This window comes from Apibacter sp. ESL0404 (assembly GCF_019469245.1).
In the GTDB taxonomy this organism is placed as follows: Bacteria; Bacteroidota; Bacteroidia; order Flavobacteriales; family Weeksellaceae; genus Apibacter.
Genome location: NZ_CP048267.1, coordinates 1,870,937 through 1,883,369, shown reverse-complemented (window position 1 = coordinate 1,883,369; position 12,433 = coordinate 1,870,937). Strand labels below are relative to the sequence as shown.

Here is a 12,433-nt window from a genome sequence, read left to right as displayed (position 1 = left end):
TAAAGTTTCTATTCAAAAAATTAAGTAACAGTTAATTTTAACATAAAAAATAGTATAAATGAATTACAACTCATTATTTAAACTATTGTTTAAATAATGAGAATAATGATCCATTTCAATTCATAATTCAAACAATTTAATCATGTTTCAAACCATAATTGATTTATCAATAAAATATAAATTATTGGTTGCTTTAGGAGTAGTAGCATTAATGGTATGGGGTCTTTATTCTCTTAAACATATACCCATAGATGCTACTCCTGACATAACCAATAATCAAGTGCAGGTAGTAACTACCTCACCTACCTTAGCTCCACAAGAAGTGGAACAATTATTAACCATACCCCTTGAATCAGAATTAAGAAATATTCCCGGAGCTATAGAAGTACGATCTATTTCAAGATTTGGTTTATCCATAATTACCGTTGTATTTAAAGAAGACATTCCCATAATACAAGCCAGACAGCTGGTTAAAGAACAAATAGATATCGCTATAAGTGAAATTCCCGATGGAATAGGAGAACCGCAATTAATGCCTATTACTACAGGATTAGGAGAAATTTGCCAATATATAATTAAAGTTAATCCCGGATATGAATCTACTTATAATCTTGAAGAGTTAAGGACCATTCAAGAGTGGATTATTAAAAAGCAACTCAACGGAATCGAAGGAATAATAGAAATCTCAAGTTTTGGAGGAAAAGTAAAAGAATATGAAGTAGCTATAGATCCTATCTTATTACAAAGTTACAATATCACTTTAGAAGAAGTTAATAATGCACTAGAGAAAAATAATCAAAATTCCGGATCCGGTTACATTCAACAAAAGCATAATTTGTTCTACATACGAACAGAAGGGAGACTAAAAAATTTTCAAGATATTGAAAATACGGTTATAACAGTAAAAGATCAAGTACCCATTAAAATTTCAGATATAGCGATAGTAAAATATGCTTCTGCCCAAAGATTTGGAGCCATGACAATGGATGGAAAGGGAGAAGTGGTTGGAGGAATCACGTTGATGTTAAAAGGAGAAAACTCTTATAAAACAGTTAATAAGGTAAAAGAAAGAATCAATCAAATTAAAAAAACATTACCCGAAGGCTTAGATATTTATATTTATTTAGATAGAGCAAATCTTATAGAAAAGACTATTTCAACCGTTAAAAAAAATTTACTAGAAGGTGGAATAATAGTAATGTTAGTTGTAATTATCTTAATAGGCGATATAAGAGCGGGGCTAATTGTAGCATCCATTATTCCACTTTCATTATTATTTGCTCTGATACTGATGAATTTATTCGGAGTTTCAGCAAATTTACTTTCCTTAGGAGCTATAGATTTTGGAATAGTTGTAGACGGGGCAATTATAATTATAGAATCGGTCATTTCAGTTTTACATGCAAACTATTTAGGAAAAAAGCTTACTCAAAAAGTATTAGATAACGTAGTATCTAAAACAGCAGGAGAAATATATAAATCAGCAGCTTTCGGAATTCTTATTATCATTTTAGTGTTTATTCCCATTATGACTTTACAGGGAATAGAGGGTAAAATGTTTAGGCCCATGGCCTTCACTGTTAGTTTTGCCATAGTTGGAGCTTTTATATTATCATTAACCTATGTACCCGTATTGTCAACATTTGTCCTTAAAAAAAATATTGAAAACAAAGTAACCTTTGCAGATAAAATCATGAATAAATTAAAATCAATTTATTTGCCTGTTTTAGAAAAAGTGTTGCAATTACCCTATATTCTCATAGGTAGCATTTTTGTAATCTGGCTTTTTTTTCTCTTGGTTTTCGCTAATATGGGAGCCGAATTTGTTCCCACCTTACAAGAAGGAAATATAGCGATGCAAATGAGCATACAGCCCGGAAGTTCATTAGAAGAGAGTATACGCACTACTTCAAAAGTTGAAAAGATAATTAAAGACAATTTTCCGGAGGTAGTACATGTAATTTCAAAAATAGGAACGGCCGAAATACCAACGGATCCAATGGGTATAGAAGATTCAGATATTATGATTGTTTTAAAAGAAAAAAAACAATGGGTTTCAGCCAAAACACAAGATGAATTAGTGGAAAAAATAAAAGAAAAGCTGTCGACAATATTAGGAGCTTCTTTTGAATTTTCTCAACCAATACAATTAAGATTTAATGAGCTTATGACAGGAGCAAAATCAGACATAGTAATTAAAATTTATGGAGAGGATGCAAGAGAATTAAAAAAGGTGGCAGATCAAACGGCTCAGATTATAAATAAAATAGAAGGAGCAGCCGATGTAAAAGTAGAACAAACCGAAGGACTAAAACAAATGAAAATAAGTTATGATAGAAATAAATTAGCACAATATGGATTGGATATAACTACCTTAAATGAAGTTATCCGATCTTGGGTAGCAGGAGTAAAATCAGGAGTTATAATGGAAGGAGAACGGCGTTTTGATTTAGTAATGCGACTGGATGAAAAATATAGAAAAGATTTAAATTTAGATCAATTACCAATACGTACAGCTACCCAAAATTTAATTCCCGTTTCCGAAGTGGCAACCGTGAATTATGAATCCGGACCTATGATGATTTCAAGGGAACAAGCGCAAAGAAAAATTAATATAGGAGTAAATGTGCGTAATTCCGATATAAATTCCCTAGTACAAAAAATTCAATCAAGAGTAGAAGAAAACATCAAATTACCACCGGGATATTCCATTGAATATGGTGGAGCATTTAAAAATTTACAAGAAGCAACTTCGAGACTGAGCATTGCTATTCCCATAGCTTTAGTAATCATACTTATATTATTGTATACAACCTTTAAAAGCTTTAAAGATGCAATATTAATTTTTACATCCGTACCCCTGGCTTCCATAGGAGGAATTATAGCTTTATGGATACGTGAATTGCCGTTCAGCATTTCAGCAGGAATAGGTTTTATCGCCCTTTTTGGAGTTGCTGTCTTAAATGGAATCGTGTTAGTAAGTGAATTAAATAGACTGAAAAATTCAGGCAACTATATTTCTCTCAAAGAAATAATTAAAAAAGGAGGACTAAACCGTCTGCGTCCAGTGGTTATAACGGCAATGGTTGCAACCTTAGGCTTTATTCCAATGGCCATGTCAACATCAAACGGAGCAGAGGTACAAAGACCCTTGGCTACTGTAGTTATTGGAGGATTAGTAACCTCAACTTTATTAACCTTACTCGTTATTCCGGCTTTAAATTATGTTTTTGAAAATAAAAATTTTCAAAAGAATATAAATGTAAAAAAAATGCTAACTATACTAGTTTTTTTAGGCAGTATTGGCTCAGTGAGTGCTCAAAAAAAAGTTTCTCTTTCCTACCTTGTAGAAAGAGCTTATAAAGAAAATAGAGAGCTTAAATCCAGTCAATTGCAAATACAGAAAGAAAAAATTGAAAAAAAATATGCCTATACATTCAATTCTACTTCAATGACTATCGGTTTTGGACAATTCAACAGTAAAGATGCTGATTATCAATGGGAAGTGTCACAAGATTTAGGAAATCTATTTTCACAAACTAAAAAAAAGAGCCTCATTGATAGCCGGTTAGAATGGTTAACGGCTAAATCTAACTTACAAAAACATATAATAACCTATCAATTAGAACAATTATATAATAAATGGATTTATATCTTAGAAAAGAATAATTTATTTACCCGAATAGATTCCATATATAGAGAAGGATTAAAGAAAGCTGAATTAAAATATGTAAAAGGAGAGACGGATTATATGGAAAAACAATTTTTTAAGGCAGAATTAGAACAAGTAATTCAGCAAAAGACTATAAATGAGCAAGAAAATATGGAAGTTGAAAATAAGATATATTCATTATGTGGAATAAGTGCTGATGAAAATATAGTACCTCTTGAATCATTTAAAAAATTAGAAAATAATCCCTTGACGGATAGTTTGAATAATCTATACTTGGATGAATTAGATAAAGAGCTGCATGTTAATAACAAAACATTGATTCTGGAAAAAGCCAAAAAATTACCTGAATTTTCAATTGGCGGATTAATGCAAAGCATTGAACACAAAACCAGTTATTTTGCGGGTGTGGTTAATATAAGCATTCCCTTATTTAACAATGTTTATAAAAAAATTAAAGAACAGACTCTTCTTGAAAATAACAATGTTGAATTTAAAAAAAAGGAGATAACACGAAATTTAAATTTAAGAATCAGGCAATTAAAAAAGCAGCAAAAATATTTAGATAAGGAATTAAGCATATTTGGAACTTCACATTCAGAAGAACTACAAAAAATGATAAAAATAGCGACGATTAAATACCAATATGGTGAAATAGACTATTTGCAATATTGCAGTATATTAAAATCTTCTATAGATGCTCAAACCACCTATTTAGATTTATTGAACAACTACAATCAAACCTTAATTGAGCTAAACTATTTAACACAATCCAATTAATTTATCCATCATGAAAATAATAACTCATATAATACTATTTTTTATTTCAATATTGCTTAGTTATTCCTGTTCATCCAAAAATAAAGAAAACTCTATCGAAAATGAATCCCGTGTACATTCAGGAATTACCTTGAGCGAAGAACAGATTAAAACCAATGATATAAAATTCGGTACTGCAGAATTACGTCCCATTGAATCCAAAATTATGGTTACCGGTGTCATACATGCCTTGCCTCAAAATAAGGCATCTATACATAGTAAAGTAGATGGATTTATTGGAAAAATAAACTTCATAACCGGTGATTTCGTTCGTAAGGGGCAAGAATTGGCAACGGTAAATAATCCTTCATTCATCTCTTTGCAAAAACAATTTCTAGAGAGTTATTATACAATGAACTTAGCTTATAAGGATTATCAGCGAAAAAATGCCCTATTAGAAAGTGATGCAATTAGCAGAAAATTGTATGAACAATCTTTAGCAACATATCAAGTTTCAACTGCAGAATATGAAAGTCTGAAATCTGAATTACAATTACTGGGATTTTCTCCTGCCACTATAATTAAAACAGGAAAAATTAATCCGGAATTAAAAATTATAAGTCCTTTAAGCGGATTTATTCAAGCAAAGGAAATTTCTCCCGGTAAACAAATAACAACTACAGAAGAATTATTCTTAATAATAAATCAGGAAAAATTACATGTAGAATTAAATGTTCCCGCAAAATATGCTTCAACTCTTTTTGTAGGACAAAAAATTGAATTCACTTTGCCTGAAATTTCAGATACCTTACAAGGAACAATTCACATCATAGGAAAAGTAACAAGTACCGAAAACAACACCATACAGGTTCATGCAGATATTCAAACAAAATTGCCTGACACAAATTTCTATGAAAATCGATTTGTAAATGCATATATAATTAATAAAAGTAAAGAAGTGCTAACTGTACCTAAAGAGGCAGTATATGAAGAAGAAGGTAAAAATTATGTATTTATTAGAAAAAATAATCAAATAGAACAAAAAGAAGTACTAATTGGAAATTCAAATAATAATTTTGTGGAAGTGATTAATTTAGATCCTCATCAAGAACTTGTAATTTCAGGGGTTTATTATCTACAATCCGGAGAAATGGAATCCGGACATAATCACTGATTAAAAAATTACTAAACTTATTGAATAAATAATAAAAATCAATCATTTGGTTATGGCAAGTTAATAAACACAACTTGGCATAATTAAATGATCAATAACATCCAATTATGAAAATAGTTTTTTTTAATGGCTAAATTTAAAAAAACTAAATAAAAAATTTATCTTAAGTAGTTGTTAATTAAATATTTAAGTTTCTTTTATGATTTAATATTTCCTTAAAAATAGCAGTATTTGTAATTTTGTTATATATGAATGAACAAATTATCAATAAACTCGCAACTTTAGCAGAATCAGCTAAATATGATGTTTCTTGTTCCTCAAGTGGAGTTGGAAGAAAGAGTAAAGTCGGAGGTATAGGCTCAACTTCATCTTCAGGAATTTGTCATACATTTACTGAAGATGGACGATGTGTTTCCTTATTAAAAATTATGATGACCAATTATTGCATGTACGATTGTGCCTACTGCATTAGTCGTAAAAGCAATGATATAAAAAGAGCTTCGTTTAGCGTTAAGGAATTGGTGGAATTAACCCTTGAATTTTATAAAAGGAATTACATAGAAGGCTTATTCTTAAGTTCAGGAGTGGTTAAAAGTCCGGATCATACAATGGAGAGAATGGTGCGGGTAATTAAAGAACTCCGAACGGTTCATAAATACAATGGATATATCCATATGAAAAGCATCCCTGGCGCCAGTAAAGAATTAGTTACACAAGCCGGATTGTATGCAGACAGGCTCAGCGTAAATATTGAAATACCCACAGAAAAAAATCTCAAATTTTTAGCTCCCGAAAAAGACCATAAAAGTGTCTTTGCTCCTATGAAGTACATTCAAAACGGGGTATTAGAATATAAAGAAGAAAAGAAAAAATATAAATCTATTCCTAAATTCACCCCTGCCGGGCAGAGTACACAAATGATTATCGGAGCAACTAATGAAACCGATCAGGATATATTGAAAGTTTCTTCACTTTTATATATGCAATCAAGCATGAGAAGAGTGTATTATTCGGGATTCATACCGGTCAATCCTCATGATAACAGACTTCCTGCTTTACAACAAGCGCCTTTAGTAAGAGAAAATCGATTATATCAGGCGGATTGGTTAATGAGATTTTATCATTTCACGGCTGATGAAATAATTGATGATACAAACCCAAACCTTGATTTGGAAGTAGATCCAAAATTATCCTGGGCTCTTCGTCATCCCGAAATGTTTCCTGTTGATGTAAATACAGCAGAATACAGGCAAATAGTACGAGTGCCCGGCATCGGAATTAAATCGGCTAAATTGATTATAGCCTCCCGTAAGTTTGGTAAATTAGATAGGTATCAACTAAAAAAAATAGGTGTTATCATAAAAAGAGCCCAATATTTTATTACCTGTAGAGATTCGTCAGGAACAACAATTAATGAATTAAAGCCTGAATTCGTAAAAAAAATACTTGTAAATAAAAAACATACTTCCCAAAACACCAATCAAATATCTTTGATTTTCCCTTAAAAAAAGCTATTAAAATTATGATAATATTCTCTTACGATAAATCGTTGGATGGACTTTTATGTGTAATTTATGAAGCATACGAAAGAAAAATTTTTCCTGAACTATTAATTCAATCAGGAGAAATACCCCCGTTGTTCGTTGATCAATTACTTGAAATACAAACGCGAGATGAAATTGTTAGTAAAACTTGGGCATATTTAGAGAAAAAGATGTCTAAAGAATCCCTCAATATGATGCAAGCTGTATGGTTGTCAGAACAAGACGATAGAGATTGGCTGCTATACAAATTTATTAAAAAAGCTATTGATACAAAATTTACTGGACATACTGATTTTGGGGATGAAGTTATTATAATTATTCATAATTTGGCTAAAAAAGTATATAAAGAAGGTTATAATTGGAAACAATTTGTAAGATTTAAAAAGTCGAAAGACGGAATTTATTTTGCTCCCGTATATCCAATTTATAATAGTTTACCATTGGCGATTCCTCATTTTAAAGATCGATTTTCTTCACAGTCTTGGATTATTTATGATTTAAACCGCAATTATGGATTTTATTATGATGGAAAAGTAGTGATTGAAATGACTTTGGAAAATGATAATGAATATTTTAATTCAGATCAACCTAACGAAAAATTATTAGATTCAAAAGAAATTTTATTTCAAGAATCGTGGAAAAAATACTTTCAAGCTTTATCTATAAAAGAAAGAATTAATTTGAAACTACAAAAACAACATATGCCTAAAAGGTATTGGAAATATCTCACAGAAATGCAATAAATATAAAAAGGTATTTGAACTCTAATTTTTTAGGTCATATATAAATTGAAAAAGAGAAAGCATTCTATTTTAAGAATAACACATATATTCAATTTCATTTCAGAAAATGTAAACAAGTTTTTAATAGACAGATGAAGAATTACGTAATACATACGGAATTTTAAACCTGGCAAAAGTGGTATAAGTCATAAGTTAATTTTCAAAAAATTATCAAACCTATTTATATCATATTGAATTATTAAGAAATAAAAATCTTTTTTAAACAAAAAACTACCTGCAAAGCAGGTAGTTTTTATAGTGTAATTAAAAATTATTTTATGAAAAAATTAGAAATTATATGAAAGTTGAAGTTTAAAATTTCTAGGATCGATTTGATTAATATAACCTCCTCTATAATAAGAAGTATAACCAATTTTGTCGAATATATTATTAAAGAAGAATTTCAAACCAACTTTTTTATACGTGTATCCCAATTGAGCATTAACAGTTGTATAATCCGGCATGTTGAAAGGTTTAATGCCCGGTGTTGAACCGTGTCCATCTGCTCTTAAATTTGAACTGTAGTCATTAATTGGGCGATCTCCCACATAATAAACACCTACACCCAAAACAAGATTTTTTAATGTTCCTCGGTTAAATAAATATTGTACCCATCCGTTAGCGGTAGAATAAGGAGCATTCATTGGTCTGGAACCGTTTACATAAGCAACGCTGTTTTTATATTGAACATCTGAATAAGAATATCCTAAAATTACTTGTAAATTTTCCAAAATATGCCCGTTTGCCTCAATTTCAACACCGTTTCTTCGTAAATCACCTGCTTTAGAGTAAAAGCCTGTTCCCACTCCATTTTCGTATATCTGATATGAAATATCATTATTCTTAATAAAGTAATAGGTTACATTGAAATCTAATTTTTTATTAAACCAATCAGATTTTACTCCAACTTCAAATTGGTTGGTAACTGAAGATCCAATAGTCCCTCCATCTTTAGTAGGATTACTTGCTGAACGCAAATTGGTTGTAGTAGCATAATTACCAAAAAGACTTATATTTTTTACCGGACTAACCATAATTCCTACAAAAGGATCCCATGCTTCATTAGCAGCTCCTATATTGGGTTTTTTAGCATCTTGACTATAACGTAATCCAACATTGGCTCTTATATATTCATTGATTTCAACAGCATCTTGAATCATAATACCATAAACTTCAGATTCGCTGGAGCTGGTAGAAGCTATGGCATCAAAAGATGATTTATTGAATCCCTTAGGTAATACGTTAGGTATTTTGTCAAATATATTAATAACGTCTACTTCAATGGATCTGTCAATAAGAGGCAAACCGGTTTTTGGATCTAATATAACTTTACCGTCTTTATCTTTTCTGTATTTTCCGTGAGTGGTAGAATTCGTATTATTGATCTTATAATCAAATCCTGTCTGAAAAGTATGTTTTACCTTACCGGTATATAAATTTTTTCCAATTAAATCAATCTGAATCACTTTGTTTTTATCTTCACTTTCAGACCAAGTTAGATTTCTTGTACGTCTTAAAAAATCCGAAACTTTTTTACCGGTAGCTTTATCAGTAAAAGTATAAGGACTAGCTAAAGAACCTAATCCATAGGTTTCTTCGTTATTTATAGAGGCCGCATATAAGGCACGTAAACTTAATACTTCATTTAATTTTCGTACAATTTTGGCGCTATAGGTAGTAGTCCTAGTATTTTGATTATCCGTTGTCCAACCAAAAAATTTATGGGTAGTATCTAATAAATTATTTTTATCGGCATCAGTTGAATTTACAGTACCTCTGTCTGGAGTTATATTGTTATTGATATAATCCATTTCTAAAGTAACAGTCGTTCTATCATCCGGTCTCCATTCAAAAGAAGGATTTATATAAACTCTATTATTGTCAACTCTTGGTTTATAGCTGTCCGCTCTTTGATATGCACCATTTAAACGAAATGCAGCAGTACCTTTTTTGTCCAAAATGGTTTGATAATCAAAAGTTGGTCGAAATAACCCCCAGCTTCCGGTTTCAATAGCAACATTTCCTCCGGTTAAAAATAATGGTGTCTTAGTAACTACATTAATTACACCCCCCGGACTTCCTAATCCGTTACCAATACCTTGAGTTATAGCCGCTGATCCACGTAAAACTTGAATGCTTGATACCCCTTGCATATCTGTCAACAAAGACGCAGAACGAAAATCAGAATCAACCTGAACTCCGTTTTTCAACACAGGAGTTCCACGATATCCTCTGATAGACATACTTTCCGAAGAGCCTCCATAAGTACCGAATAAGTTAACCCCCGGAACATTTCTAACTGCATCGGTTATAGTAAGAGCACCCTGTTCGTTAATAATTTCACTGGAAATTACGGAGATATTTTGTGGTAATTCTCTCGGAGCAACCGGTAAACGAGTTATCATGTCTAAACCATGTATTTGTTTAGTTCCGTATATAGTAACATCATCAATATCTCCTTTACCGTATAATGTTATATTAATTTCTTTTACCTCATCAGGGTTGAGAATAAAGGATTCGTTATAATCATTGAATTTAGGAGAAGAAATGGTCAATTTATGAAATCCATCACTTAATCCCGATATTTCAAAAAAACCGGTTTGATTGTCGATCTCAGAAATTTTTTCACCGTCAATGTAGAGAGTTGCTTTTTTTATCGGTTTATCTTCTACATCAAATAAATATCCTTTGATCCCTGATGTATATTGCGCTAATAGAAGCTGCCCTAAACATAAAAGAACAAAAGCTATGTATGTTTTTTTCATAATAATTTTTATTTTTAGGCAAATATAATTTTAATTTAGACCAATTACAAATAAAAAGGATGTTTTATATTATCTTTTTTTGTAAACAGTTAAAATATAATAAGATATATGTTTTTTTAAGGGTTTTTTAATATGAATAAAATAAGGACTAATTAGGTGATGTTTACAGGTTTAAATAGAGATCAACTCTAAAAAATATATTAACTTTGCAATCTAAATTAGAAAGTATAATAAATTAGAAAGGATGAGTTTACCTATAGATTATGTTCCGGTACTTATACAGGTTGCAGTTGCTTTGGGTTTCAGTGTGATAGCGCTGGTCGGTTCAGCAATGTTAGGTTCGAGAGTACACGGTAAAGTTAAGGATGATACCTTTGAATGCGGGATTGCTTATGAAGGTGATGCCCGTTCGCCTTTTTCAGTTAAATATTTTTTAACAGCAATATTATTTGTACTATTTGATATTGAAATTATCTTCTTTTATCCTTATGCGTTGAACATCAGAGATTTTGGGGTTGAAGGCTTTTTAGCAGTATTAACCTTTATCTCGGTTTTTCTTTTAGGATTCGTATATGTAGTTAAAAAAGGAGCATTAGACTGGGAAAAATAGGAATAAAATATCTATTTTAAATATTTTTTAAAAAAGACATGGCAGAAAAAAAAGTTAAGATTGTTGATGCTCCTGAAGGAGTAAGTGGGCCCGGATATTTTGCCGGAAGTTTTGATAAAATTATAGGATTGGCAAGGTCATATTCTTTATGGCCGTTACCGTTTGCTACCTCTTGTTGTGGAATTGAGTTTATGGCTATACAAGCTGCCAATTATGATTTATCGCGTTTTGGGGCAGAAAACATGTGTTTTTCGCCAAGACAGGCAGACCTTTTAATGGTTTGCGGAACGATATCCAAAAAATTAGCTCCGGTTTTAAAACGTGTATACACTCAAATGGCAGAACCTAAATGGGTAATGGCTGTCGGAGCTTGTGCTTCCAGCGGTGGAATTTTTGATACCTATTCTGTATTGCAAGGAATAGATAAAGTTATACCTGTTGATGTATACGTACCCGGTTGTCCTCCAAGACCCGAACAAATTATAGAAGGTTTTATGCAGATACAAGAAATAGCTAGAAATGAAAGCTTACGAAGAAGAGAATCTGCTGAATATAAAGAGTTGTTAAAATCCTATGAAATATCGTAATCATGGAAGGAAAAATTATAGATAATCAATTGGTATTGCAACTCATATCTGATGAGTTTGGTGATGGTATTATAAGGGCATACGAGCCGGATGGAATTTTAACCATTGAAATAAAAAAAGATATTGTGCTTTCCTTACTAACATTTATTAAAAATCATGAGATAAAAATTGATTTTTTAACTGATGTGTGTGGAATACATTATCCCGATAATAAAGGATCGGAATTAGGAGTTATTTACCATCTTCATAGTTTCATAAACAACTTTAGAATACGAATTAAAGCATTCTTTTCTATTGAGAATCCTGAAATTGATTCGGTTACCTCAATTTATTCTGCAGCTAACTGGCAGGAAAGAGAGACTTTTGATTTTTACGGAATAGTATTTAAAGGACATCCTAATTTAACAAGGATTTTAAACAGGGATGATATGGACTATCATCCGCTTTTAAAACAATATACGCTGGAAGATACTACCCGTACGGATAAGAATGATGCCATGTTCGGCAGATAATTAGTAAATTAAAAAAGTTAGAATTAAAAA

The 12,433-nt window shown here is 31.1% G+C and carries 8 protein-coding genes; 7 read left to right on the top strand and 1 reads right to left on the bottom strand.

Features of this window, described 5'->3' with window-relative positions:
• Positions 1 to 142: 142 nt before the first annotated feature.
• The 4 genes from GYM72_RS07995 to GYM72_RS07980 all read left to right on the top strand — a co-directional run bounded on the left by GYM72_RS07995 (position 143) and on the right by GYM72_RS07980 (position 7,890).
• Entirely contained in the window at positions 143 to 4,450 is a 4,308-nt protein-coding gene (locus GYM72_RS07995; RefSeq protein WP_220264030.1) for a CusA/CzcA family heavy metal efflux RND transporter, read from the top strand.
• A 10-nt stretch (positions 4,451 to 4,460) separates the two neighbouring features.
• Positions 4,461 to 5,603 carry an efflux RND transporter periplasmic adaptor subunit gene (locus GYM72_RS07990; protein ID WP_220264029.1) on the top strand — a complete coding sequence of 381 codons (1,143 nt, stop codon included), beginning with the start codon at positions 4,461 to 4,463 and terminating at the stop codon, positions 5,601 to 5,603.
• A gap of 248 nt (positions 5,604 to 5,851) precedes the next feature.
• Positions 5,852 to 7,108, top strand: a complete 1,257-nt coding sequence (locus tag GYM72_RS07985) for a putative DNA modification/repair radical SAM protein (protein WP_105296715.1) — start codon at positions 5,852 to 5,854, stop codon at positions 7,106 to 7,108.
• Positions 7,109 to 7,125: 17 nt separating this feature from the next.
• Complete coding sequence (locus GYM72_RS07980) at positions 7,126 to 7,890, top strand: TIGR03915 family putative DNA repair protein (protein ID WP_220264028.1); 765 nt, start codon at positions 7,126 to 7,128, stop codon at positions 7,888 to 7,890.
• A 326-nt stretch (positions 7,891 to 8,216) separates the two neighbouring features.
• Here the strand turns inward: GYM72_RS07980 and GYM72_RS07975 are convergent, their stop codons facing one another.
• Positions 8,217 to 10,694 (bottom strand): TonB-dependent siderophore receptor, encoded by a 2,478-nt coding sequence (locus tag GYM72_RS07975; protein WP_255571480.1) that lies wholly within the window; start codon positions 10,692 to 10,694, stop codon positions 8,217 to 8,219.
• Between the two features lie 244 nt (positions 10,695 to 10,938).
• Between GYM72_RS07975 and GYM72_RS07970 the strand changes: the two genes are divergently transcribed.
• Genes GYM72_RS07970 through GYM72_RS07960 form a run of 3 tightly spaced genes read left to right on the top strand, consistent with a single transcriptional unit; the run spans position 10,939 to position 12,403 of the window.
• On the top strand, positions 10,939 to 11,304 hold the full coding sequence (locus tag GYM72_RS07970) for an NADH-quinone oxidoreductase subunit A (RefSeq protein WP_105296712.1): 366 nt from the start codon (positions 10,939 to 10,941) through the stop codon (positions 11,302 to 11,304).
• A gap of 38 nt (positions 11,305 to 11,342) precedes the next feature.
• Positions 11,343 to 11,891 carry an NADH-quinone oxidoreductase subunit B gene (locus GYM72_RS07965; protein WP_055424507.1) on the top strand — a complete coding sequence of 183 codons (549 nt, stop codon included), beginning with the start codon at positions 11,343 to 11,345 and terminating at the stop codon, positions 11,889 to 11,891.
• 17 nt (positions 11,892 to 11,908) lie between these two features.
• A complete protein-coding gene (locus tag GYM72_RS07960; RefSeq protein WP_160557297.1) occupies positions 11,909 to 12,403 on the top strand; it encodes an NADH-quinone oxidoreductase subunit C in 495 nt (164 codons plus the stop codon).
• The last annotated feature ends 30 nt before the right edge of the window (positions 12,404 to 12,433 follow it).

Bases quoted from the DNA above. Each gene is read 5' to 3' on its own strand.
- GYM72_RS07995 (WP_220264030.1), top strand. From the start codon at position 143: ATGTTTCAAACCATAATTGATTTATCAATAAAATATAAATTATTGGTT.
- GYM72_RS07980 (WP_220264028.1), top strand. From the start codon at position 7,126: ATGATAATATTCTCTTACGATAAATCGTTGGATGGACTTTTATGTGTA.
- GYM72_RS07990 (WP_220264029.1), top strand. From the start codon at position 4,461: ATGAAAATAATAACTCATATAATACTATTTTTTATTTCAATATTGCTT.
- GYM72_RS07985 (WP_105296715.1), top strand. From the start codon at position 5,852: ATGAATGAACAAATTATCAATAAACTCGCAACTTTAGCAGAATCAGCT.
- GYM72_RS07975 (WP_255571480.1), bottom strand. From the start codon at position 10,694: ATGAAAAAAACATACATAGCTTTTGTTCTTTTATGTTTAGGGCAGCTT.
- GYM72_RS07970 (WP_105296712.1), top strand. From the start codon at position 10,939: ATGAGTTTACCTATAGATTATGTTCCGGTACTTATACAGGTTGCAGTT.
- GYM72_RS07965 (WP_055424507.1), top strand. From the start codon at position 11,343: ATGGCAGAAAAAAAAGTTAAGATTGTTGATGCTCCTGAAGGAGTAAGT.